The organism is Brevundimonas sp. DS20 (assembly GCF_001310255.1).
Lineage (GTDB): Bacteria > Pseudomonadota > Alphaproteobacteria > Caulobacterales > Caulobacteraceae > Brevundimonas > Brevundimonas aurantiaca.
This window is the reverse complement of sequence record NZ_CP012897.1, coordinates 3,121,592-3,144,113: the sequence shown is the minus strand read 5'-3', so window position 1 is coordinate 3,144,113 and position 22,522 is coordinate 3,121,592. Positions and strand designations below refer to the sequence as shown.

General features: G+C 69.7%; 19 protein-coding genes and 1 other RNA gene. 9 read left to right on the top strand and 11 right to left on the bottom strand.

Features of this window, described 5'->3' with window-relative positions:
* The 4 genes from murD to JL11_RS15435 all read left to right on the top strand — a co-directional run bounded on the left by murD (position 1) and on the right by JL11_RS15435 (position 5,261).
* Entirely contained in the window at positions 1-1,494 is a 1,494-nt protein-coding gene (gene murD, locus JL11_RS15450) for a UDP-N-acetylmuramoyl-L-alanine--D-glutamate ligase (RefSeq protein WP_054766438.1), read from the top strand.
* Positions 1,491-2,669: a peptidoglycan glycosyltransferase FtsW gene (locus JL11_RS15445; protein ID WP_054766437.1), complete on the top strand. Its 1,179-nt coding sequence runs from the start codon at positions 1,491-1,493 to the stop codon at positions 2,667-2,669. Before murD ends, JL11_RS15445 begins: the two co-directional genes overlap by 4 nt.
* Before the next feature lie 252 nt (positions 2,670-2,921).
* Positions 2,922-4,013, top strand: a complete 1,092-nt coding sequence (murG, locus tag JL11_RS15440; protein ID WP_054766436.1) for an undecaprenyldiphospho-muramoylpentapeptide beta-N-acetylglucosaminyltransferase — start codon at positions 2,922-2,924, stop codon at positions 4,011-4,013.
* A 39-nt stretch (positions 4,014-4,052) separates the two neighbouring features.
* Positions 4,053-5,261: a mechanosensitive ion channel family protein gene (locus tag JL11_RS15435; RefSeq protein WP_197273322.1), complete on the top strand. Its 1,209-nt coding sequence runs from the start codon at positions 4,053-4,055 to the stop codon at positions 5,259-5,261.
* Here JL11_RS15435 and JL11_RS15430 read toward each other — a convergent pair.
* The 5 genes from JL11_RS15430 to JL11_RS15410 all read right to left on the bottom strand — a co-directional run bounded on the left by JL11_RS15430 (position 5,212) and on the right by JL11_RS15410 (position 10,966).
* Positions 5,212-5,625, bottom strand: coding sequence for a surface-adhesin E family protein (locus JL11_RS15430; RefSeq protein WP_054766435.1), 414 nt, complete (start codon positions 5,623-5,625; stop codon positions 5,212-5,214). The genes JL11_RS15435 and JL11_RS15430 overlap by 50 nt on opposite strands.
* Complete coding sequence (locus JL11_RS15425; RefSeq protein ID WP_054766434.1) at positions 5,622-9,059, bottom strand: AAA family ATPase; 3,438 nt, start codon at positions 9,057-9,059, stop codon at positions 5,622-5,624. Before JL11_RS15425 ends, JL11_RS15430 begins: the two co-directional genes overlap by 4 nt.
* Before the next feature lie 12 nt (positions 9,060-9,071).
* Positions 9,072-9,671, bottom strand: a complete 600-nt coding sequence (locus JL11_RS15420) for a thioredoxin domain-containing protein (RefSeq protein ID WP_054766433.1) — start codon at positions 9,669-9,671, stop codon at positions 9,072-9,074.
* 3 nt (positions 9,672-9,674) lie between these two features.
* Positions 9,675-10,319: a DsbA family protein gene (locus JL11_RS15415; protein ID WP_054766432.1), complete on the bottom strand. Its 645-nt coding sequence runs from the start codon at positions 10,317-10,319 to the stop codon at positions 9,675-9,677.
* Between the two features lie 95 nt (positions 10,320-10,414).
* On the bottom strand, positions 10,415-10,966 hold the full coding sequence (locus JL11_RS15410) for a DUF721 domain-containing protein (protein WP_054766431.1): 552 nt from the start codon (positions 10,964-10,966) through the stop codon (positions 10,415-10,417).
* Positions 10,967-10,987: 21 nt separating this feature from the next.
* Here JL11_RS15410 and mutY point away from each other — a divergent pair, with 21 nt between their 5' ends.
* On the top strand, positions 10,988-12,034 hold the full coding sequence (gene mutY, locus JL11_RS15405; RefSeq protein ID WP_054766430.1) for an A/G-specific adenine glycosylase: 1,047 nt from the start codon (positions 10,988-10,990) through the stop codon (positions 12,032-12,034).
* Between the two features lie 28 nt (positions 12,035-12,062).
* Here mutY and JL11_RS15400 read toward each other — a convergent pair whose 3' ends face one another.
* The 6 genes from JL11_RS15400 to tkt all read right to left on the bottom strand — a co-directional run bounded on the left by JL11_RS15400 (position 12,063) and on the right by tkt (position 20,979).
* Complete coding sequence (locus JL11_RS15400) at positions 12,063-14,210, bottom strand: amylo-alpha-1,6-glucosidase (RefSeq protein WP_054766429.1); 2,148 nt, start codon at positions 14,208-14,210, stop codon at positions 12,063-12,065.
* 143 nt (positions 14,211-14,353) lie between these two features.
* Positions 14,354-15,466 carry a glycosyltransferase family 4 protein gene (locus JL11_RS15395; RefSeq protein ID WP_054766428.1) on the bottom strand — a complete coding sequence of 371 codons (1,113 nt, stop codon included), beginning with the start codon at positions 15,464-15,466 and terminating at the stop codon, positions 14,354-14,356.
* A gap of 129 nt (positions 15,467-15,595) precedes the next feature.
* The gene (locus tag JL11_RS15390; RefSeq protein WP_054766427.1) at positions 15,596-16,675 is read right to left on the bottom strand and encodes a site-specific DNA-methyltransferase; all 1,080 of its coding nucleotides are present in this window, start codon (positions 16,673-16,675) and stop codon (positions 15,596-15,598) included.
* Positions 16,676-16,754: 79 nt separating this feature from the next.
* Positions 16,755-17,951, bottom strand: a complete 1,197-nt coding sequence (gene purT, locus JL11_RS15385; protein ID WP_054766426.1) for a formate-dependent phosphoribosylglycinamide formyltransferase — start codon at positions 17,949-17,951, stop codon at positions 16,755-16,757.
* 20 nt (positions 17,952-17,971) lie between these two features.
* Positions 17,972-18,805, bottom strand: coding sequence for an alpha/beta hydrolase (locus tag JL11_RS15380; protein ID WP_054766425.1), 834 nt, complete (start codon positions 18,803-18,805; stop codon positions 17,972-17,974).
* A gap of 182 nt (positions 18,806-18,987) precedes the next feature.
* On the bottom strand, positions 18,988-20,979 hold the full coding sequence (tkt, locus tag JL11_RS15375) for a transketolase (protein WP_082382732.1): 1,992 nt from the start codon (positions 20,977-20,979) through the stop codon (positions 18,988-18,990).
* A gap of 95 nt (positions 20,980-21,074) precedes the next feature.
* Here tkt and JL11_RS15370 point away from each other — a divergent pair, with 95 nt between their 5' ends.
* The 4 genes from JL11_RS15370 to JL11_RS15360 all read left to right on the top strand — a co-directional run bounded on the left by JL11_RS15370 (position 21,075) and on the right by JL11_RS15360 (position 22,512).
* Positions 21,075-21,371: a hypothetical protein gene (locus JL11_RS15370; RefSeq protein ID WP_054766424.1), complete on the top strand. Its 297-nt coding sequence runs from the start codon at positions 21,075-21,077 to the stop codon at positions 21,369-21,371.
* Positions 21,371-21,688, top strand: a complete 318-nt coding sequence (locus tag JL11_RS15365; protein WP_054766423.1) for a cell division protein ZapA — start codon at positions 21,371-21,373, stop codon at positions 21,686-21,688. The genes JL11_RS15370 and JL11_RS15365 overlap by 1 nt, the downstream gene beginning before the upstream one ends.
* 65 nt (positions 21,689-21,753) lie before the next feature.
* Positions 21,754-21,915: non-coding RNA, 6S RNA (gene ssrS, locus JL11_RS17305), on the top strand.
* A gap of 54 nt (positions 21,916-21,969) precedes the next feature.
* Positions 21,970-22,512 (top strand): 5-formyltetrahydrofolate cyclo-ligase, encoded by a 543-nt coding sequence (locus JL11_RS15360; RefSeq protein ID WP_054766422.1) that lies wholly within the window; start codon positions 21,970-21,972, stop codon positions 22,510-22,512.
* Positions 22,513-22,522 lie beyond the last annotated feature (10 nt).

Sequence of the window (22,522 nt, the reverse complement as noted above, 5' to 3'; positions counted from 1 at the left end):
ATGATCCCGGTTCCCGGCTATGAGGGCAGGCGGGTCGCGGTCTTCGGCCTGGGACGGTCGGGGATCACGGCGGCGCGCGCCCTGAAGGCCGGGGGCGCGATCCCCGTCCTGTGGGACGACGGCGTCTCGGGCCGGCTTCAGGCCCAGGCCGAGGGCCTCGTCGTCGAGGATCTGACGACCGCCGACTGGTCCGGCTTCGCCGCCCTGGTCCTGTCGCCCGGCGCGCCCTTGACCCATCCCAAGCCGCACTGGACCGTGGACAAGGCGCGCGAGGCCGGCGTTCCGGTCGTCGGCGACATCGAACTGTTCGCCCGCGCCCTGGACGCCCTGCCGCAGGGGCGGCGGCCGAAGGTCGTCGCCATCACCGGCACCAACGGCAAGTCCACGACGACCGCCCTGATCGGCTGGGTGCTGCAGCAGGCGGGCCTGACCGTCTATGTCGGCGGCAATATCGGCATCGGCGTCCTGGCCCTGCCGGAGCCGACGCCGGGCGCCGTCTATGTGATCGAGGTCTCCAGCTATCAGTTGGACCTGACCACGCGCTTCGCGCCGGACGTGGCGATCCTGACCAATGTCTCGCCCGATCATCTCGACCGGCATGGCGGGATGGAGGGCTATGTCGCGGCCAAGCGACGGATCTTCCAGGCCCAGGGGCCGGAGGCTGTGGCCCTGGTCGGGGTGGACGAGGACTGGGGACAGGGGATTTTGTCCGGCCTGAACGGGCGGGTCATCACGATCTGTTCTTCCGCTCATCCCCGCGCAAGCGGGGACCCAGTCCTTTCGCAGGGGCAGGGCGCTGGGGATCAAGATCGTGGCCGCACGGACGAAGTGGACCGCCCAAAGACCTGGGTCCCCGCTTTCGCGGGGATGAGCGGGATTGAGGCCATGCCGGGCGCCATCCGCGCCGAGGGCCGGATTATTGCAGATATTGCACAGGCCCGCTCGCTGCCCGGCCGCCACAACGCCCAGAACGCCGCCTTCGCCTATGCCGCCGCCCGCGCCCTGGGCGTGTCGCATGAGGCCGCCGTCAAAGGCCTGCTGACCTTCCCCGGCCTGGCCCACCGGATGGAGGCCGTCGGCCATATCGGCCCGGTCCGCTTCATCAACGATTCCAAGGCCACTAACGCCGACGCTGCGCGTCAGGCCCTGTCGAGCTATCCCAAGGTCTTCTGGATCGCGGGCGGCAAGCCCAAGGACGGCGGCATCGACGACCTGACCGACCTCTTCCCGCGCGTGGCCAAGGCCTATCTGATCGGCGAGGCGGCCCAGGCCTTCGCCGACACCCTGGGCGACACGCCCCATGTCATCTCGAAGACCATGGACGCCGCCGTGGCCGCCGCCGCCGCAGACGCCCAGGCTGCGGGCGGAGACCAGATCGTGCTATTGTCGCCCGCCTGCGCCAGTTTCGACCAGTTCCCCGACTTCGAGGCGCGGGGCGAGGCCTTCCGCGCCGCCGTCCTGGCCCTCGGCGCAACCCCGGAGACAGCCCGATGAGCGCCTCCTACACCCCCGCCTTTTCCCGAAACGACCAGAGCCCGATCGCCCAGTGGTTCTGGACCGTGGACCGCGGCCTCTTGGGCGCGGCGCTTGCCCTGATGGGCCTGGGCGTGGCCCTCAGCTTCGCCTCCAGCCCGGCCGCCATCCTGGCCGATGAATCCATCACCGATCCCTTCCACTACTCGTGGCGGATGATGGTCTTCGCCGGGATCAGCCTGACCCTGATGCTGACCACCTCGCTGATGTCGCCGCGCGGGGTGCGGCGGATCGCCGTCCTGGCTTTGCTGGGGGCCATCGTCGTGATGATGGCCCTGCCCTTCATCGGCGACACGGTGAAGGGGGCGGCGCGCTGGGTGAATTTCGGCCCCTTCAGCCTGCAACCCAGCGAGTTCGCCAAGCCGGGCCTGATCGTCTTTGCCGCCTGGATGTTCGCCGAGGCGCAGAAGGGGCAGGGGGTGCCGGGCGTGACCATCGCCTTTGGATTCTACGCCCTGACGGTCTGCCTGCTGCTGATCCAGCCGGACATCGGCCAGACCCTGCTGATCACCACCACCTTCATGGCCGTCTTCTTCATGGCCGGGGTGCCGTTCAAATGGATGGCGGTCCTGGCCAGCGCCGGCATGGCGGGGCTGGTGTCGCTCTATTTCGTCTTCGGCCATATGCGCGACCGCCTCAGCCGCTTCTTCTCGCCCGAGACCACCGACACCCACCAGATCGACGCCGCCGCCGAGGCCATCCGCGCGGGCGGCCTTCTGGGCCGCGGGGTGGGCGAGGGGGTGATGAAGCGCCGGGTGCCGGACCTGCACACCGACTTCATCTATTCCGTCGGCGCCGAAGAGTTCGGCCTGATTCTCAGCCTGATCATCATCGGCCTTTACGCCTTCATCGTCGTCCGGGGCATGCGCCGGGCCATGAAGCTGACCGATCCGTTCGAACAGACGGCCTCGGCGGGCCTCTTCATGCTGATCGGGCTTCAGGCCTGCATCAATGTGGCGGTGAACCTGAACCTGATCCCAACCAAGGGCATGACCCTGCCCTTCGTCAGCTACGGCGGCTCCTCCATGATCGCCATGGGCCTGACCATGGGCTTCGCCCTGGCCCTGACCCGGCGTCGGCCGGGCGCCTATGAGCCGGGCGCCAGCCTGTCGCGGCCGGGGCGGCGGCTGCTTTAGGGCGGCGGCGCGTGAAGGCCCACAACCTGGGTCGTAAACCGCCGTCTTATCAAGGCGCTGACCTCGACCGACCGCCTTCTCCTCATCGCGCCGGAAAACCGTGGCATTCTATGGGACGAAGGGCTCGAACGGCCCAACCGGACAGTCCGGACACATCGGACACATCGGACACATCGGACACTCTTTTTTCCGCCCGCCGTCCTCAGACCGGACAAATCGGACTATTCAGACACTGTTTCTCCCGGAGGCCCCATGTCCAAACTCTGCGTCGTCGCCGCCGGCGGCACCGGCGGCCACATGTTCCCCGCCGAGGCGCTGGCGCGGGAGCTGGCCGGGCGCGGCTGGCGCGTGGTCCTGGCGACCGATCATCGGGGCGAGCAGTACGCCCACGCCTTTCCGGCCGAGGAACGGCTGGCCCTGGACGCCGCGACCGGCGCCGGCCCCCTGGGCCTGATCAAGGCCGGGGTGCAGATCTTCAAGGGCGTCATGCAGGCGCGGGCCGCCTTCGACCGGCTGGGCGCCGACGTCGTGGTGGGCTTCGGCGGCTATCCTTCGGCCCCGGCCCTGGTCGCGGCGGTGACGTCGCAGCGGCCGACCGTCATCCATGAGCAGAACGCCGTCCTGGGCCGAACCAACCGCATCCTGGCCCCCTATGTGGGACAGGTGGCCTCGTCCTTCCCGACCCTGGAACGGGCGCCGGCCCAGGTTCAGGGACGGTCCCACGTCGTCGGCTCGCCCGTGCGCGCCGACATCCGCGCCCTGTTCGATCGCCCCTATGTCGCCCCCGCCGAAGGCGGCCCCATCCAGCTGCTGGTGACGGGCGGCAGCCAGGGCGCCCGGATCCTGTCCGAGACCACCCCCCGGGCGCTTGCGGCCCTGCCCGAGGCGCTGCGGCGGCGGCTCAAGGTTCAGCAGCAGTCGCGGCCAGAGACCCTGGAAACCGCCCGCCAAATCTACCTGGAGGCCGGGATCGAGGCCGAGGTCGCCCCCTTCTTCCGCGACATGGCTGAACGGCTGTACAAGGCCCATCTGGTGGTCGGCCGCTCCGGCGCCTCGACCTGCGCCGAACTGGCGATTGCGGCCCTGCCTTCGGTCCTGATCCCGCTCAAGATCGCCACCGACGACCACCAGCGCCTGAACGCCAAGGCCCTGACCGAAGCCGGGGCGGCGGAGGTCATTCTGGAGGACGCCCTGACCGTCGAGAGCTTGACCGCAGCCCTGGATCGCGTCCTGTCCGATTCAGCCCGCCTGGCCGCCATGTCCGCCGCCGCTCGCTCGGTCGCCATCCCCGACGCCGCCGAACGCCTGGCGGACTTGGTCGAGGCGACGGCGGGGGCCGCCTGAGACCGACAACCGTCCCGCTTGTCGCGCGTTTAGGAGCCCATGCCTCCCGAAATCATCGCCCTGACCCGTCAAGTCCGCGCCCTGTGGCGTCAGTTCGACTGGCTGCCCGAATGGGCGGTGATCGGCCTCGTCCTACTGGTCTTCGTCGGCGGCGGCTGGCTGACGCACAAGGTCGTCTTCGCGGTCCTGCGCCGCATGGTCAGGAACAAGGACGTCTTCTGGCGCGGGATCGTCGAGAGGGCGCGGGTCAAGCTGCGGGTGCTGATCATCATCATCGGCGTCGGCATCGGCGTGACCGTGTCGCCGATGCATCCCGAACCCTCGGCCGACATCCGCGCGGTGCTGCTGTTCCTCTCCATCCTGACGCTGGGCTGGATGGCGTCAGGGGTGCTCGACATGTGGTCGGTCATGCATCTGAAGCGGTACAATATCTCAGTCGAGGACAATCTGCTCGCCCGCAAACACCTGACCCAGACTCGCATCCTGCAGCGGGTCGCCAAGGTGATCCTGTTCATCGTCACCGTGGGCCTGGCCCTGATGACCATCTCCGGCTTCCGCCAGTGGGGCGTCAGCCTGCTGGCCTCGGCCGGCGTCGTCGGCATCATCGCCGGTCTGGCGCTTCAGCCGATCCTGACGAACATGGTCGCCGGCATCCAGATCGCCCTGACCCAGCCGATCCGCCTGGACGACGCCGTCATCGTCGAGAACGAGTGGGGTAATGTGGAGGAGATCACCGCCACCTATGTGGTGGTCAAGCTGTGGGACTGGCGGCGTATGGTCCTGCCCCTGTCCTATTTCATCACCAAGCCCTTCCAGAACTGGACGCGCGAGAACGCCCGCCTGATCGGCACGGCCTTCTTCTACGTCGATTACGAGGCCCCGATTGATAAGCTGCGCGAGGCTTTCGAGGGGATCGTCAAGAACTCTAAGCTCTGGGACGGCGACGTCCAGGTCATGCAGGTGACCGACATCACCGAACGGGTGCTTCAGGTCCGCTGCCTGGCCAGCGCCCGCTCGGCCCCGGTCGCCTTCGACCTGCGCTGCGAGATTCGCGAGAAACTGATGGCCTTCATGCGCGACCAATGCCGCGAAGCCCTGCCGCGCGACCGCCTGGAATGGCCGCAGGGGGAAGAGCGGCCCCCTAATCTCCCTCCCCGCTCCGGGGAGGGTGGCCGCGCAGCGGCCGGGTGGGGCGGCGTCAGTCCTTCAACGCCGCCTGGCCCCGAGCGATCGCCTGATCCAGCGTGAGGATCTCCCGCGCCGGAGCCTCCCCGCACGCTACGGCCAGCAACTCCGCCGCATCCCCGCCGGGCGCGGCCTGATAGGCGGGCGCGGCGTCGGGCGTGGCCGGCCCCTCTGTCCCGTCTTCGCGCAGGGAGGCGAAATCCAGCCGGTCCGCCGTGCGGGCCCGGCAATCGAAAACCCAGCGCGACCAGCCGCCGACATAGGTCACGTCCCCCACCTTGAAGCCCGCCTCGGTGACCTGAAGCTCGCGCATCCGGGCCAAGTCTCCGTGCCGCTCGATTGAGGCGACATCGGCGTAGACGGCGAACCGGCCGACGCCGGTCTCGACCAGTTGGGGATCGGCGAATGCGAGCAGCAGGGCGATCATGCGACCAGCGTCTCCGCCTGTTTCAGATCCACGCTAACCAGCTGGCTCATGCCACGCTCGGGCATGGTGACGCCGTACAGCCGATCCATCCGGCTCATGGTCACCGGGTTGTGGGTGATGACGATGAAGCGGGTGTCGGTCCGCGACCGCATCTCGTGCAGCATCTTGCAGAACCGGTCCACGTTCGCATCGTCCAGCGGGGCGTCCACCTCGTCCAGCACGCAGACGGGGGCGGGGTTGGCCAGGAAGACGCCGAAGATCAGGGCCGCCGCCGTCAGGGCCTGTTCGCCCCCCGACATCAGGCTCATGACCGACAGCCGCTTGCCGGGCGGGCAGGCGTAGATCTCCAGCCCCGCCTCCAGCGGATCGTCGCTCTCGACCAGTTTCAGCTCGGCCTGGCCGCCGTCGAACAGGGCCTCGAACAGGGCCTTGAAGTTGGCGTTGATCACGTCGAAGGCGGCGATCAGCCGTTCGCGCCCCTCGGCGTTCAGCTCGTCTATCCCGTCGCGCAGCTTGGCGATGGCCTGGGTCAGGTCGATCCGTTCCGACTTCATGCTGTTCAGCCGCTCGCCGTATTCGGCCGCCTCGTCCTCGGCGCGCAGGTTGACGGCGCCCAGGGCCTCGCGCTCGCGCTCCAGCCCATACAGCAGGCTCTCGGCCCCGGCGGCGTCGGGCGGTCGGGCCACGGCCTCGTCGATCAGCTTGCGGGCCAGGTCTTCGGGCGACATCTGGGCGGTCTCGCGCAAGGTCGTCTCGGCTTCGGTCAGTTTCTCGGCCGCAGCCTCGGCTCGGGCGGCCAGACCGGCGCGGGCTTCGCGCGCTTGGGAGGCGGCGGTTTCGGCGGCGCGGGCGGCGCGGTCGGCCTCGGCTGCGGCGCTCTCGGCTACAGCCATCGCGTCGGAGGAAGCCTGTTTGCGCTGTTCGGCGGCGGTCAGCGTGTCCAGCAGTTTGCCGCGCTGTTCGGCGAACCCCTGGGGCGCGACCTCGGCCTGTTTCAGCAGGGCGGCCGTCTTCTCCGCGTCCTTCTCCAGCGTGGCCAGCCGGCCGCCGCTGTCCTTGGATCGGGCGATCCAGCCGTCGCGCGCGCGGGTCAGGCCGCCCAGGCGTTGTTCGCGGCCCTGGCGGTCGCGGGCCTCGGCGTCACGATCCGACCGGGCGGTCTGGGCGGCGACGCGGGCGGCTTCCGCGGCGGCGCGGGCGGCGGTCAGATCGTCGCGCAGGCCGGCCAGGGTTTCCGACGGGGCCTCGACCGTCTGCGCGGCCGCCAGGGCGGCTTCAGCCTCGGCCACTTCGGCCGCCAGCCGCGCCAGGGCCTCATCCAGCGCCTGGGCGCGGGCTTCGCGGCGAGTCTGGTCCCGCGTCAGGCTTTCGACGCGGTCGCGGGCGGCGGTCACGGCCTTGTCGAGGGCGAAGGGTTTGAGACGGGCGGTCTTCACCGCCTCCTCGGCCGCGCGGAAGGCTTCGGCGGCCGCCTTCTGCTGGGCCTGGGCCTGCTCAAGGGCCGGTTTGCCCTTGTCGATCTCGGTTTCCAGCTCGGCCAGCCGGGTCCGTTGCGCCAGACGCACGGCGGCGGGACGCGGCGCCTCGGCCCGGCTGACGAAGCCGTCCCAGCGGTACAGGTCGCCCTCGGGCGTCGCCAGACGGGCGCCGACCGGGAGGGTGCGGGCCAGTTCGGCCGCCTGGGCGCGGGAGGCGACGCCGCACTGGGCCAGACGCGCCGCCAACTGGTCGGGAGCCTGGACATGATCCGAAAGCGGTTCGACGCCTGTGGGCCAGACCGGCGGCCGGGGTTCCGCCCCGCCCCAGTAGGCGGCGGCGCGGGCGTCCAGAGCCGCGTCCAGGTCTTCGCCCAAGGCGGCGGCCAGGGCGGCCTCATAGCCTCGGTTTGCGCGGACCTTGTCGAGCGCCGGCGGATGGTCGCGCTTGCCGCCGACCAGCAGCTGGGCCAGGCCGCGCGCCTCGGTCTGTAGCCGGCCCAGCCGGTCCTCGGCGGCGCGGGCGGCGGTGCGGGCCTCCTGCTCGGCGCGGGCCAGGTCGCTGCGGTTGGCCTCGGCCGCCTCGACGGCCTCGCGGGCGGCGGTCAGTTCGGCCTGGGCGGTCTCCAGCGCCTGACGGGCGGCCTCCAGTTCCGGCGTCTCCAGCGGGCCGAGGGCCTCGCGTTCGCGCCTCGCCTGTTCCAGCTGTGCGGCGACGCGGGACAGGCGGGCTTCGGCGTCGCGGCGGCGGGCGGCCTCGGCGTTGGCGCGGGCCTCGACGGCCGCGAGGGTTCCGGCCAGGCGTTCGACCTCGGCGTCGGCGGTCTTGCGGGCCTCCTCGGCGGCCGCCAGTGCCTTGTCCAGTTCGGGGCCGCGAGCGGGGGCGGCGGCGATCTCGGCCTGGAGGCGGGCCAGTTCGTGATCCAGCCGGTCCAGCTCGCGCCTGGCGTCGGCGGCCATATTGGTCTCGCGCTCCGTATCGGCGGCGATGCGGGCGGCCTCGGCCTTCAGGCGATTCACCTCGGCGCGGGCGGCCTGTTCGGCCATGTCGAGCCGGTCGCGCTCCAGACTGGCCCGGTGCAGCAGCGCGGAGGCGACGGCGTCCTCTTCCCGCGCCGGCTTCAGCGCCTCCTGAGCGGCGAGGGCGGCGGTCTGGGCGGCGGCGGCGGCGGTCGTCGTCTCGGCTACGGCGCGGTCGGCGGTGCGCAGCTCCTGGGCTGCGGCCTCGGCGGCGATCTGGGCGTCGTTCCAGCGGGCGTAGAGCAGGGCGGCCTGGAGGGCGCGGATCTCGGCGGAGATCTTCTTGTATTTCTCGGCCTGGCGGGCTTCGCGCTTCAGCCGGTTCAGCGCCGTCTCCAGCTCGCGGCCGATGTCGTCCAACCGCTCCAGATTGGCCTCGGCCGCCTTCAGGCGCAGTTCGGCCTCGTGACGGCGGGTGTGCAGGCCGGCGACGCCGCCCGCTTCCTCAAGGATCCGGCGGCGGTTCTGGGGCTTGGCGGCGATCAGTTCCGAGATCTGGCCCTGGCGGACCAGGGCGGGGGAGTTGGCGCCGGTCGAGGCGTCGGCGAACAGCAGTTGAACGTCGCGGGCGCGCACCTCCTTGCCGTTGATCCGATAGGTCGAACCCTGGCCCCGGTCGATACGGCGCGACACCTCCAGCACCGGGCTGTCGGTGAAGGGCTGGGGCGCGCGACGTTGCGCATTGTCGATGGTCAGCTGGACTTCGGCGTGGCTGCGCGGGGGGCGGCCCGCTGCGCCGGCGAAGATGACGTCGTCCATGCCCTGACCGCGCATGGCCTTGGCCGAATTGGCGCCCATGACCCAGCGCAGGCTCTCAAGGACGTTGGACTTGCCGCAGCCGTTGGGTCCGACGATGCCGGTCAGGCCGGATTCGATGTGCACCTCCGCCGGATCGACGAACGACTTGAAGCCGACGAGCCGGAGGCGCTGGAACTGCATCGGTCCTGGCGCTTACCGGCGCAGCAGCGGGTCGACGGCGGCCGACAGGGCTTCCAGCGAGTAACCGGCGACAGGCTTGCCGTTGACGAACAGGGTCGGCGTGCCCTCGACCCCGGCCGCCTCGGCGCCGGCGATCTGGGCCTGAAGCGCGGCGCGGGTGGCGGGGTCGTTCAGGCAGGTTTCGACCTGTTCCCGCGTCTTGCCGGTGGCGGCGAGGCCGGCGTCGAACCAGGGTTTGGCGCCGGTGGTGCGCAGATTGGCCTGGTCACGCATGAAGACCTCGGCCACGTCGAAATAGCGGCCCGGCGCGGCGCAGATGGCCACGGCGGCGGCGGCGGCGGCGACATTGGCGGGCGGGGTCGGCAGGTTGCGATGCACCAGCCGGACCTTGCCCGTGTCGATGTAGCGGGCCTTGAAGGCCGGCAGGACGTCGTTGTGGAAGACGGCGCAGTGCGCGCAGGTGAAGCTGGCGTATTCGATCACCGTGACCGGCGCGTCGGCCTGACCCAGAACATGGTCCTGGGCCGTGACCGGCGGCGGGGGCTCGGCGGCCGAGGCCGGACCCGCCAGGGCGGCGGTCAGAGCAAAGGCGAGGACGGCGCGCCGGACCATGGCTTACTTCGCCAGCTCGGCGTCGATGGCGGCCGACAGGTCGGCCAGGCTGGCGCCTTCGCCGCCGGGGGTGATGACCTGGGTGTCGTTCACGTAGAAGGCCGGAGTGCCCGTCACGCCTTGGGCTTGGGCGGCCTGGACGCGCTTCTCCATGGCGGCGACGGCCGCCTTGTCGGTGACGCAGTCGTTGAACTGCTGCTCGGACAGGCCGGCGGCCTGGGCCGTGCGCAGCAGCCAGTCGCGCGGCGAGGAGGTCAGCATCTCCTGCTGGGTCGCCATCAGCTGGTGGACGACGTCGAAATACTTGTCCGGCCCGGCGCAGCGCGCGACCAGGAAGCCGGCGGTGGCGGCGTCGACCGGCGGGGTCGGCAGTTCGCGGAAGACGTAGCGCACCTTGTTGGTGTCGACGTATTTGGCCTTGAACGCCGGCCAGGTGTTCTTCTGCCACAGGGCGCAGTGGGGGCAGGTGACCGAGGCGTATTCGACCACGGTGACCTTGGCGCCTTCCGGCGCGCCCAGGCCCATGTCGCCCTCGACGGCGCCCTTGGAGCCGCCGCCGCAGGCGGCCAGGGCCATGGTCGCCATGGCGGCGCCGGTGATGGCCGCACGGCGGCTCATGCGGGCGAAGCGGGATTCGGTCGGGGCCATGGGACTTCCTTGGTCGGATCGTTGGCGATCGGCGGCGTGATTCCGGGTGAACCGCGCAACCTTGATCATTCGAGAACAGGTGCGGCGAAGATTTGTCAATCGCGGTCGTTCGAACGCGATATCGCCGCTCGGCCCAGTTTGGCCAGGGCCGCCTTCAGTTCCTCGGGTGCGGCGGCCAGGGAGGCCGCCAGTTCCGCCTCGGCCGAGGCGGGCAGGGGCGGTGGAACAGCGGCGCGTTTGGGGCGGGCGGCCGGCTCGGTCAGGGGCTTGATCGGTCCCTGGGCGATGCGAAGCCGATCGACCGAACCGGCGCCCAGAAACAGGTTCACCCGCGCCAGGATGTCCTCGGACTGATGCTGGACCAGCAGGGCGGCGGCGCCGGCGACGCGCAGCTCCAGCACGCCGGGCTGGCCGCCCTTGCCCTTGGTCAGCTTCTGGGGCCGGGTGACGCGGGCCAGGCGGTCTCCGACGATCTCGCGCCAGCGCGGCTCAAGGGCGCCGGCGCCGCGGCCGAATTGTTCGTCCAGCTTCTTGATCAGGGGCGTCAGGGCCTGGCCCGCGCGCGGCGCCGGGCGCGGCGCCGGGCGGGTGCGGCGGCGCGACAGGATCTCGCGGACCTCGGCGTCTGTGGGCAGCGGGCGGCGCATGGGCCTATATAGACCGATCCCATGACTGACGTCTCTCCCGACATCGCCCTGATCCGCGCTCGTCTGCTGGAATGGTACGACCGCCATGCACGCAGCCTGGCCTGGCGCGCTCCGCCGGGGACGAGCCAGAGGCCCGACCCCTATCGCGTCTGGTTGTCGGAGGTCATGCTGCAACAGACCACCACGCCGCACGCCACCCCCTATTTCCAGACCTTCACCAGCCGCTGGCCGACGGTGTCGGACCTTGCGGCGGCCCAGGACGCCGAGGTCATGGCCGCCTGGGCGGGGCTGGGCTATTACGCCCGCGCCCGCAATCTGCTGGCCTGCGCCAGGGCGGTGGCGGGCGAACATGGCGGGGTGTTTCCCGATACGGAGGCGGGGCTTTCAGCCTTGCCCGGCGTGGGCGCCTATACGGCCGCAGCGGTGGCGGCCATCGCCTTTGGCCGCCCCGCCAATGTGGTCGACGGCAATGTCGAACGGGTCATGGCGCGGCTGTTCGCCGTGGAGACGCCGGTCCCCCAGGCACGGCCCGAACTCCGGCGGCTGGCGGGCCTCTTCATCAACGACCAAAGGCCCGGCGACTGGGCCCAGGCCCTGATGGACCTGGGCGCGACCGTGTGCCGGCCCAAGTCGCCGCTGTGTGGGACCTGCCCGATCGCCGACTACTGCTCGGGTCGGGTGACAGGCGAGCCTGAACGCTATCCGTTCAAGACCAAGAAGGCGGACCGGCCGCAGCGGAAAGGCGTCGCCTGGGTGCTGTTCGATGACCAAGGTCGAGTGGCGGTGGAGACACGGCCGGAGAGAGGACTGCTGGGCGGAATGCTGGGCTTGCCGACCAGCGACTGGACGACGGGAGAGCCAAGCCAAACCCCGCCTTTCGACGCGCCCTGGCGCGAGGCGGGAACGGTGGAGCATGTCTTCACCCACTTCAGCCTGACCCTGTCGGTGCGGACGGCGATCGCGGCGGGCCGGGAGGGAGCACGATGGATGAGGACAGGGGAGGCGCGCGCCGCCCTGCCCACCGTCTTCGCCAAGGCCTTGGATCGCGCGACGGCGGCGATCGACTAGGTCGGAGCCGCCAACCCCAAGAGGGGGCTCACCGCAGGGTGCGGATGGCGATCCCGCCCTGTTTGCGGCGCGGCACCACCACGGCGCGGCCGTCCACATGCTGGATGTCCAGATCGACCGAGGCGTCTCCGACTTGAAGACCCTGAATCTTCAGCGTCTGCAACCCGGCGGGCAGAACCGGGTCGATCAGATCGACCGTTCCGCTCCAGGCGTCGATCGACAGGCCCAGCGACGCCTGAAGCATCAGAAAGACCGACCCCGCCGCCCAGGCCTGGGGCAGACAGGCGACCGGATAGGCGATCGGCGGTTCGCCCGGCGCGCGCGGGAAGCCGCAGAACAGCTCGGGCAGACGCAGATGGAAATGGGCGGCGGCGGCGTAGATCTCGGCCAGGATCTCGGCCACCGCCTGGCGTTCGCCATAGGCGGCCATGCCGGCGGCGGCCATGGCGGTGTCGTGCGGCCAGACCGAGCCGTTGTGATAGCTCATCGGATTGAACCGGGCCTGGCCCAGCTCCAGCGTCCGCACGCCCCAGCCGGTGCGGAACCGTGACGACAACAGGCGTCGGGTCACGCGCCGCGCCCGTTCTGGCGACGGCAGGCCGGTGAAGAGCAGATGGCCGGCGTTGGAGGCGATGGCCCGGCACGGCTCCCCGTCTCCGTCCAGGGCGACGGCGTAGAAGCCCTCGTCCTCCATCCAGTACTTGTCCTCGACCAGGGCGCGGACCTGTTCGGCGCGGATGCGCCATTCCACCGCTCGGTCGTCGTGCAGCCGCTCGCCCAGATCCGCCAGGGCGCGCCAGGCGGCGAAGGCGTAGCCTTGAACTTCTAAGAGTGCGATCGGCCCCTTGGGAAAGCGGCCGTCGGCGTGGAAGATGGAATCCTCGGAATCCTTCCAGCCCTGATTGGATAGACCGGTATCGGCGCCGCGCTGATAGTCGATCAGGCCGTCCCCGTTGGAATCCCCATAGTCGCGCATCCAGTCAGCGGCGGCGATCAGATTGGGCCATAGTTTGCGGATCAGCTCCAGATCGCCGGTGCGCCCGGCATAGGCGCCGGCCAGGGCGATGAACAAACAGGTGGTGTCGACCCCGCCGTAATAGAGGCCGAAGGGCACCTCGCCCAGGGCGCTCATCTCGCCGCCGCGCGTCTCGTGCAGGATCTTGCCCGGCTGGCTGTCCTGGAACAGCGACGTCTCCGTCGCCTGGCGCGAGGCCAGATAGGTCAGGACGCCCTTGGCCAGGGACGGGTCCAGCCACAGCATCTGCCAGGCGGCGATGATGCCGTCCCGCCCGAACGGGGTCGAGAACCAGGGCGTGCCGGCATAGGGGTAGGGGCCGGTCGGCAGGTCGGTGGTCAACAGGGCCATGTCCGCCCGCGACTGGTCCAGCCAGTCGTTGAACCGCGGGCTGCGGGGGCCGCGCACCGAGGCGCCGCGCCGCCGCTTGGTCCGCATCGCCAGACGGGCCTGGATGGCGTTCAGCCGCCAGCGACGGGCGTCCGGCGCTTCGCAGGAATCGACACCGCATTCGATGAACAGCTCCATCGACCGGCCCTTGGGCAGGCTGAACATGAACTCGGCGCGGTTAGGGGTCAGGCGGGCGGGCGGTTCGGAAAAGGCGAGGCAGCTGCCGCGGTCCACCCCGTCCAGGCCGGTGTAGCGGAAGGTGACGCGGCGCCCGTCGGTGGTGGGGGCGTGGATCGTGCCGCGCTTGGGCCGCGGCGTCCCCCGCACCTGGAAGATGTCGGCGAAGTCGGCCCCGAAGTCGAAGGCGAGGGGCAGAAGTATGTCCTCGACCCCGTGGTTGACCATCTGGATGCGTTCGAACATGCGCCGGTCCCACAGGAAGCGCCGCCGTTCGATATGCATCACCCCGGCCGGGGCCGAGCGTCCGCCCATCGGCGGCAGGGGACGATTGGTCGTGTGGCAGGAAAAGAAGACGTTGTCCTGGCTGACGCCGGACGACAGCCGCGACGGCTTCAACAGGCCCACGGTCATCGTCCAGCGCGATAGAACCCGCGTGTCCCCGGCGAACAGGCCGTCGGCCCCGCCCTTCATGTCGCCCCAGCCGTCGGCGACCAGGAAGGCGTCCCCCGCCTTCAGCGCCATCAACTGTTCCAGGCCCGAAGCCTCGACGGACTCACCGGCGGTCAGCTGGGTGGAATAGGCGTCGTCCATGCGGTATCTGTCCCCGTCGCTGTTGCAGCCTGCGCGAAACGTCTCATTGGAATGCGGCGCTCAAGGGCCGCTCCGATGATGAAATGAAGCCGGCGGCGGAGGGTTTCACCCTCCGCCGCTGAACCTCGACAATAAGACGGGGATCAGGCTATGGCCGCGAAGCTGCGATCTTCCAAGGGGCGCAGGGGCGTCACCACGTCCGCCAGCGGGGCCTCGGCGAACGGACGGCGCGCCAGAAGGTCGCCGTAGACGTCCAGATAACGGCGCGCCATGGCGGCGGCCGAGAAGCGCAGTTCGAACCGGGCGCGGATGGCCTCGCGGTCCAGGAGGCGGGCACGGTCGGCGGCGGCGACGGCCTGTTCCATGGTGTCCACCAGGAAGCCGGTGGCGCCGTCCTCGATGATTTCCGGCGTCGATCCGCAGCGGAAGGCCACCACCGGCGTGCCGCAGGCCATGGCCTCGATCATCACCAGGCCGAAGGGTTCGGGCCAGTCGATCGGGAACAACAGGGCCTCGGCGCCGCCCAGGAAGGCTGATTTCTGATGGTCGCCGATCTCGCCGATGAACTCGATCAGGGGATTGGCCTCGACCATGGGACGGATGGTCTCCTCCCAATAGATCTTGTCTGCGGCGTCCACCTTGGCGGCCATCTTCAGCGGGCGGCCCAGTTTGGTGGCGATCTCAATCGCGCGGTCGGGTCGTTTCTCGGGCGAGATGCGGCCCAGGAAGGCCAGATAGCCCTCAGACCTCGGCGAGAAGACATATTGGTCGCCGGGTATGCCGTGATGCACGGTCGCCTTCCAGTTCGCATGGGGCAGGGGGCGGCGCTGGTCGTCCGAGATGGAAATCAGGCCGAAGTCGCTCCAGCGTTCATAGACGCCGGGCAGATCCTTCAGATCGAGCCGTCCGTGCAAGGTGGTGATGGTCCGGTCCGCATAGGGCCGGAAAAGAGGGAAGTGGATCATGTCGGTGTGGAAGTGGATGACGTCGAACTGATCGACGCGATCCAGGACCTCGCCCAGCATGGTCATATGGGCGGCGAGGTCGGACTTCAGCGGTGCGGGATCCAGACGGATGGCCTGGTCGCGCACCGGGATCAGCCGGGCCCGCGTCTGGGCGTCGGCCGAGGCGAACAGGGTGACCTCATGGCCCAGATCCACCAAGGCGTCGGTGAGATGGGCGACGACCCTTTCGGTGCCGCCATACAGTTTGGGAGGCACAGCCTCATAAAGCGGGGTGACCTGCGCGATCTTCATTGATGTGCTTGCTCCAGCCCGGCGCTGCGGGGCTGTTGACATCAATGTTCACGCGGGTGCGCGGTTCCGTCGCGGAGACGAAATTTTCATCGAAAATCCGCCAACTTACAGAGCTTTACCGTGGGGCGGCTACTGCATCCCCGCCCGGATTTCCGCGCGCAGGGCGTCGATCGACTTCAGCCCCTGGTCGGTCTTGAAGCGCCAGTAGGTCCAGCCGTTGCAGGCGGGGGCGTTTTCGAGCAGGGCGCCCAGCTTGTGGATCGAGCCGGTCAGCGAGCCCGACACAAGGGAGCCGTCGGCGCGGACCCGGGCCTCACGCTCGCCCTTGGGGCAGTACAGACGGTCGCCGGGGTTCAGCAGGCCGGCCTCGACCAGGGCGCCGAAGGGCACCTTGGTCTCGGCCCGCTTGGAGCCCATGACGGCGAGGTCTTCGGGATTGGCGGGAATGACCGAGGCGATGCGGGTCTCGGCGACGGTCGCATAGGTCTCGTCGCGCTCGATGCCGATATAGTGGCGACCGAGGCGTTTGGCGGCGGCGCCGGTGGTGCCGGTGCCGAAGAAGGGGTCCAGGACGACGTCGCCGGGGCGGGTGGCCGACAGCAGCACCCGGTGCAGCAGGGCCTCGGGCTTCTGGGTCGGGTGGGCCTTCTTGCCGTCGGCGTCCTTGATGCGCTCGTCCCCGGTGCACAGGGCGAAGGTCCAGTCGGAGCGCATCTGGGTGTCTTCGTTGAAGGCCTTCAGGGCGTCGTAGTTGAAGGTGTAACGCTTCTGATCGCGCGACCGGGCGGCCCAGATCAGGGTCTCATGGGCGTTGGTGAACCGGGTGCCCTTGAAGTTCGGCATCGGGTTGGACTTGCGCCAGATGATGTCGTTCAGCACCCAGAACCCGAGGTCCTGGATCGCCGCGCCCAGGCGGAAGACGTTGTGATAGGAGCCGATCACCCAGATCGAACCTTCAGGCTTCAGTACGCGGCGGCATTCGGTCAGCCAGGCGCGGGTGAAGGCGTCGTATTCGGCGAAGCTGCCGAACTTGTCCCAGTCGTCGTCGACCGCATCGACCTTGGAATTGTCGGGCCGCAGCAGGTCGCCGCCCAGCTGCAGATTATAGGGCGGGTCGGCGAAGACCATGTCGACCGAGGCGTCGGGCAGGCTTTTCAGAATCTCGATGCAGTCGCCACGGTGGATGACGTCGGTCTGGAACTGGGACATGGAACGCGGCCTCGGAACGATGAGACCGGCATGGTGAATCCTTACGGTTAAGGCAGTGTTGATTCCGCCCGTTTCGGCGTCAGCCCGGGACCACCTTCACCCGACCCGCCGCCTCTCGCGCCCGTTCGCGGGCTTCGTCCACAGCGGCCCCGCGCGCGGTGGCCACGCCCATGCGGCGGCGCTCATAGGCTTCGGGCTTGCCGAACAGGCGCAGATCGGCCGTGGGGACGGACAGGGCGTCGGCCACGCCTTCGAAGGCGACGCCCTGGGCTTCCATGCCGCCGTAGATCACGGCGCTGGCGGCGGGTTCGCGCTGGGTCACGTCGACGGGCAGGCCCAGGATGGCGCGGGCGTGCAGCGCGAACTCGCTCATGGTCTGGCTGGCCAGGGTGACCAGGCCGGTGTCGTGCGGGCGGGGCGAGACCTCGGAGAACCAGACCTGGTCGCCCTTGACGAAGAGTTCGACGCCGAAGACGCCGAGACCGCCGAGGGCGTCGGTGACCTTGCCGGCGATGTCTTGTGATGCGGCGAGGGCGGCCGGGCTCATGGCCTGGGGCTGCCAGCTCTCGACATAGTCGCCCTTGACCTGGCGGTGGCCGATGGGGGCGCAGAAGGAGGTGGCGGTCGAGCCGTCGGCGGCGCGTGAGCGGACGGTCAGCAGGGTGATCTCGAAATCGAAGTCGATCCGACCCTCGACGATGACGCGGGCGCCGGCGACCCGGCCGCTGTCCTGCGCATAGGTCCAGGCGTCGGCGATCTGATCGGGACTTTCGACAAAGGACTGGCCCTTGCCGGACGAGGACATGACCGGCTTGACGAAACAGGGGTAGCCGACGGTTTCGGCGCCGGCGGCCAATTCCTCGGCGCTGCCGGCGAAGGCGTAGGGGCTGGTGGGCAGGCCCAGCTCTTCGGCGGCGAGACGGCGGATGCCCTCGCGGTTCATGGTCAGTTGGACGGCGCGGGCGGTGGGAATGACGCGAGCCATGCCGGCGGCCTCGATGTCGGCCAGGACCTCGGTGGCGATGGCCTCGATCTCGGGCACGATGATGTGCGGGGCCTCGGCCATGATCAGGCCGTTCAGCACCTGGGGATCGGTCATCGGGATGACGTGGCTGCGGTGCGCGACCTGCATGGCTGGGGCGTTCGGATAACGGTCGACGGCGACCACCTCGACGCCCAGGCGCTGAAGCTCGATGGCGACCTCCTTGCCCAGTTCGCCGGAGCCCAGCAGCATGACGCGGACGGCGGTGTCGGAAAGCGGGGTGCCGAGTTTCATGGGGGGCTCCGGGGTTTGGATCAGGGCGTGGGGACGGCGTAGAGCTTGCGGAAGGCGTCCAAGGCCGCGCCGTGGTAGATGGTGGCGTGGGTCTCGGTCGGGCGGGGGGTGAAGCTCCAGCTCAGGCCGGGCAGGGCGTGGTCGCGCAGATTGGCGGTCAGGACGTCCATCGGGGCCTGCATCTCGGGGCCCTCGTCGCCCAGGGTCAGGATCAGGGTGCGCGGGTCGTTCGACTGGTCACGCAGACGGGCGCCGGACTGACGCGCCAGTTCGCCCCCGTCCCACCACAGGCTGGGGCTGACGGCGACATAGGCGTCGAACATCTGGGGTTCCTTGAGGAAGGTCTCGACCACGAACAGGCCGGCCAGGGATTCGCCCATCAGGGCGGTCTCGCCGCTGGTGCGGAAGCGCGTCTCGACGAAAGGCTGGACCTCTTCGGCCAGGAAGCGGCGGAAGCGGTCGGAATGGCCCTGGGTCGGATAGCGGGCGATCAGTTCGGGGTCTTGCGTCGGCAGGGCCAGTTCGTTGCGGCGGTCGACCGAAGCGATCCCGACCACGATCACGTCGCGGGTCGTGCCGACGACGGTTCCCAGCTGGGCGAGGCCCGAGATGTGGTGGAAGTCCTGATCCTGGCCGCCGTCGAGGACATAGAGGACGGGATAGGTCTTGCCGCTGCCCGCATAGCCGGGCGGCAGCCAGACACTGATCTCGCGCGTCGCGCCCATGACGGCGGAGGGGAGGGCGTAGGACCGGCCAATGACGATGGGGGTTTCGGCGGGGGCGGGCGTCTGGGCGTGGGCGACGGGGGCCGACAGGGCGAGGGTCAGAAGAAGGGCGAGGGCGCCCGATTTCATCGTCTGCTCCTGCTGATCCTTCTCCGCTTGCGGGAGAAGGCGGCCCGAAGGGCCGGATGAGGGGTTGGATGATGCGAAACGGCTCGGCCGGCGTGACCCCTCGCCCGACCGCGCCAGGACGACGGCTGCGCCGCCGTGCGCGGTCTCCCTCTCCCGCAGGGGGAGAGGGAGATGAAGAGAGATTACAGCCGCGCCTTCACCGCCGCGACGACGGCGTCGGCGGTGACGCCGAACTTGTCGTAGAGCACTTCCGCCGGGGCCGAGGCGCCGAAGCCGGTCATGCCGATGAAGGCGCCGTCTTCGCCGATGAACCGCTCCCAGCCTTGCTTGATCGCGGCCTCGACGGCGACACGCACCGTGCCGCGGCCGATGACCGAGGCCCGGTAGGCGGCGTCCTGCTGCTCGAACAGTTCGAAGCAGGGGACGGAGACGACGCGGGTCGGCACGCCTTCGGCCTCAAGCGTCTCCGCCGCCTTCAGGGCCAGGGCCAGTTCCGTGCCCGTGCCGAACAGGGTGGCCCTGGCCTCGCCCGAGGCCGCCTTGATCTCATAGGCGCCCCTGGCGGAAAGGTTTTCCGTCGCGGCGACGGTGCGGACTGCGGGGGTCTTCTGGCGCGACAGGGCCATGGCCGAAGGGGTGGTCTTGGACTGCAGGGCGATCTGCCAGCACTCCATGGCCTCGACCGTGTCGGCGGGGCGGAAGACGTTCAGGTTCGGGATGGCGCGAAGCGCCGCCAGATGTTCGACCGGCTGGTGGGTCGGGCCGTCCTCGCCCAGGCCGATCGAGTCGTGCGTCAGGACGTGGATGGCGCGGACCCCCATCAGGGCGCCCAGACGGATGGCCGGGCGGCTGTAGTCGGAGAAGACCATGAAGGTGCCGCCGTATGGGATGATCCCGCCGTGCAGGGCCAGGCCGTTCATGGCCGCCGCCATGCCGAACTCGCGGATGCCCCAGTTGACGTAACGGCCTTCATAGTTCGGCGCGTCGAGGATGGGGGTGCCCTTGACGAAGGTGTTGTTCGAGCCGGTCAGGTCGGCCGAGCCGCCGACCAGTTCGGGAATGGCGCCGAAGACCTGGTCCAGGGCGGCGCCCGAGGACTGGCGCGTGGCCTGGGCGGGCTGGGTTTCGATCAGTTCGGCGATCTTGGCGTTCAGGGCGTCGAAGGCGCCCTCGGGCAGGTCGCCCTTCATGGCGCGGGTGAAATCGGCGGCCTGGGGCGAGGCGGCGAGGCGGGCCTCCCACTTCTTGCGGTCCTTGGCACCGCGACGGCCGACCTTGGCCCAGGCGTCGGCGATGGTCTGGGGCATTTCGAAGGGTTCGTGATCCCAGGCCAGGCCCAGGCGGGTGGCGGCGATCTCGGCGGCGCCCAGGGCGGCGCCGTGGGTCTTGTGGCTGCCTTCCATGGTGGCGGCGCCCTTGCCGATCTTGGTCTTGCAGGCGATCAGGGTGGGCTTGTCCTGGCGCGTCGCCCACTTCAGGGCGGCCTTGATGGCGTTCATGTCATGGCCGTCGATGGCCTTGACCGCCCAGCCGGCGGCCTTGAAGCGGGCCTTCTGGTCGGTGGCGTCCGACAGGGAGACCTTGCCGTCGATGGTGATCTCATTGTCGTCCCACAGGACGGTGAGCTTGTTTAGACGGTAGCGGCCGGCCAGGGCGATGGCCTCCTGGGACACGCCTTCCATCAGGCAGCCGTCGCCGGCGATGACCCAGGTGCGGTGATCGACCAGGTCCTCGCCGTATTTGGCGGCGAGGTGACGCTCGGCCATGGCGAAACCGACCGAGGTGGCCAGGCCCTGGCCGAGGGGGCCGGTGGTGACCTCGACGCCCGGCATATGGCCGTACTCGGGGTGGCCGGCGGTCTTGGAGCCCCACTGACGGAAGTTCGACAGCTCTTCCTTGGTCGCGGCCTTGTAGCCGGTCAGGTGCAGAAGCGCGTAGATCAGCATCGAGCCGTGGCCGGCCGACAGGATGAAACGGTCGCGGTCGGCCCAGTCGGGGCGGCTCGCGTCGAACTTCAGAAACTTCGAAAACAGCACCGTGGCGACATCGGCCATGCCCATCGGCATGCCGGGGTGGCCCGACTTGGCCTTTTCGACTCCGTCCATGGCGAGGACGCGGATGGCGTTGGCCATCTGCTGGGGCGTGGCCTTGGGGGCGGATTTGACGTCGTTCACGAGGCGAGACCTTTCGGCGGGAACGGAAATTCAGAGGCGCGCCGCTTTACCCCGGCGCGTCCTCGGGTTCTATACGCAATTTGAAGGAGCGACCGATGGCAGACGCCACCACGGCCGCACGGGCCCGTATCGACCGGGCCCTGGCCGAACTGGAACGCAAGATCCTGGCGCTGAAGGCCCGACCGGCTTCGGCGCCGCCGATCGCCGACGACGATCTGTTCGCGCCCCGCAGCGATGCGAACGGGGCGGCGGACGCCGCACGCCTGGCCGAACTCGAGGCTGCGGGGCGCGAGGCGTCTGAAGCCTTGGGGCGGGCGGCCGAGGCCGTGCGAGAGGTGCTGGTCCAGGGCGAACGTCAGGCTCGCGATGAAATCGAAGGCGAGGCCGACTGATGGCGACGGTGACGGTGGAGGTGAACGGTCGCCCCTATGCGGTGGGCTGCGCCGACGGACAGGAGGAGCGGGTCCGCATCCTGGCCAAACAGTTCGACAACCAGGTGCGCCAGGTGGCCCAGGACGTCGGCCATGTGGGGGATCTGCGGCTTTTCCTGATGTCGGCTCTGATCCTGGCGGATGAGCTGCATGAGGCCCGACTGAACGGCGGCGGAGCGCCGGCCCCGACGGGCGACCCGGCGCCCACCCGTGACGGCGTCGCTGAGGCGCTGAATGCGGTTGCAGCCCGGATCGAGAAGATCGCCCAATCCATCTGAAGGCGGCTGATCGGATTACACCGCTTGAGAAGGCGGGGCGCAGGCCCTATCTTGTGCGACGGCGGGTCCTGCTGCGGCTCACGTCGGAGGCAACATTTCCTCGCGACCTTAATTCACTCGAAGGGATCTGTCCCTGTCCGGGCTCGAGGGCCTGGGCATATGGAGCCCACCTGGCTACCCAGGTCGAGAGGATTTAAACCGCTCTTCACGGTTCACGCGGCGCCGCCAACCCTTCCCCTTCTTCGCCCTGCGCGTGAGACGCGCGCCAGCTGAGCGCACCCATGTTCGACAAGCATGAACTCCGGTCCGCCGCCCGCGCGCGGCGCAAGGCCCTGGCCGGCGCCGACCCGACCGCCGCCCAACGCGCCGCCGACCACATCGACGCGCTGCCGCGGGGGTCGGTCGTCGCCCTCTATCGCGCCATGGGGTCCGAGCTGGACACCGGAGCCCTGGCTGTGGCGCTGGAGGCGGCGGGGCGGCGGCTGTGCCTTCCGGTGGTGCTGGAGCGGGACGCGCCCATGGTCTTTCGCGCCTGGTCGCCGGGCGAGCCGCTGGAGCTGGACGCCGCCGGCTGTCCCGCGCCCCTGCCGCTGGCCGAGTTGGTGGAGCCGGACCTGATCATTACGCCGCTACTGGCCTTCGATGCGTCCGGCGGCCGGCTGGGGCAGGGCGGCGGCTTCTACGACCGCACCTTCGCGGCCCGGCCCGAGGTGATCCGGGTGGGTTTCGCCTATGCGGGGCAGGCGGTGGAGGCGCTGCGCCTGGAGGCGCACGACATGCGGCTGCACGGGGTGCTGACCGAGGCGGGGTATCGGGCGTTCTGAGGGATATGTC

What these genes read in the sequence shown, in the direction of transcription:
- JL11_RS15410 (WP_054766431.1), bottom strand. Translation starts at nt 10,966, where the DNA reads ATGCGCCGCCCGCTGCCCACAGACGCCGAGGTCCGCGAGATCCTGTCG.
- purT (WP_054766426.1), bottom strand. Translation starts at nt 17,951, where the DNA reads ATGAAACTCGGCACCCCGCTTTCCGACACCGCCGTCCGCGTCATGCTG.
- JL11_RS15420 (WP_054766433.1), bottom strand. Translation starts at nt 9,671, where the DNA reads ATGGTCCGGCGCGCCGTCCTCGCCTTTGCTCTGACCGCCGCCCTGGCG.
- murG (WP_054766436.1), top strand. Translation starts at nt 2,922, where the DNA reads ATGTCCAAACTCTGCGTCGTCGCCGCCGGCGGCACCGGCGGCCACATG.
- JL11_RS15400 (WP_054766429.1), bottom strand. Translation starts at nt 14,210, where the DNA reads ATGGACGACGCCTATTCCACCCAGCTGACCGCCGGTGAGTCCGTCGAG.
- JL11_RS15425 (WP_054766434.1), bottom strand. Translation starts at nt 9,059, where the DNA reads ATGCAGTTCCAGCGCCTCCGGCTCGTCGGCTTCAAGTCGTTCGTCGAT.
- JL11_RS15360 (WP_054766422.1), top strand. Translation starts at nt 21,970, where the DNA reads ATGTTCGACAAGCATGAACTCCGGTCCGCCGCCCGCGCGCGGCGCAAG.
- mutY (WP_054766430.1), top strand. Translation starts at nt 10,988, where the DNA reads ATGACTGACGTCTCTCCCGACATCGCCCTGATCCGCGCTCGTCTGCTG.
- JL11_RS15435 (WP_197273322.1), top strand. Translation starts at nt 4,053, where the DNA reads ATGCCTCCCGAAATCATCGCCCTGACCCGTCAAGTCCGCGCCCTGTGG.
- JL11_RS15395 (WP_054766428.1), bottom strand. Translation starts at nt 15,466, where the DNA reads ATGAAGATCGCGCAGGTCACCCCGCTTTATGAGGCTGTGCCTCCCAAA.
- JL11_RS15365 (WP_054766423.1), top strand. Translation starts at nt 21,371, where the DNA reads ATGGCGACGGTGACGGTGGAGGTGAACGGTCGCCCCTATGCGGTGGGC.
- JL11_RS15430 (WP_054766435.1), bottom strand. Translation starts at nt 5,625, where the DNA reads ATGATCGCCCTGCTGCTCGCATTCGCCGATCCCCAACTGGTCGAGACC.
- JL11_RS15370 (WP_054766424.1), top strand. Translation starts at nt 21,075, where the DNA reads ATGGCAGACGCCACCACGGCCGCACGGGCCCGTATCGACCGGGCCCTG.
- JL11_RS15380 (WP_054766425.1), bottom strand. Translation starts at nt 18,805, where the DNA reads ATGAAATCGGGCGCCCTCGCCCTTCTTCTGACCCTCGCCCTGTCGGCC.
- JL11_RS15445 (WP_054766437.1), top strand. Translation starts at nt 1,491, where the DNA reads ATGAGCGCCTCCTACACCCCCGCCTTTTCCCGAAACGACCAGAGCCCG.
- JL11_RS15390 (WP_054766427.1), bottom strand. Translation starts at nt 16,675, where the DNA reads ATGTCCCAGTTCCAGACCGACGTCATCCACCGTGGCGACTGCATCGAG.
- JL11_RS15415 (WP_054766432.1), bottom strand. Translation starts at nt 10,319, where the DNA reads ATGGCCCCGACCGAATCCCGCTTCGCCCGCATGAGCCGCCGTGCGGCC.
- murD (WP_054766438.1), top strand. Translation starts at nt 1, where the DNA reads ATGATCCCGGTTCCCGGCTATGAGGGCAGGCGGGTCGCGGTCTTCGGC.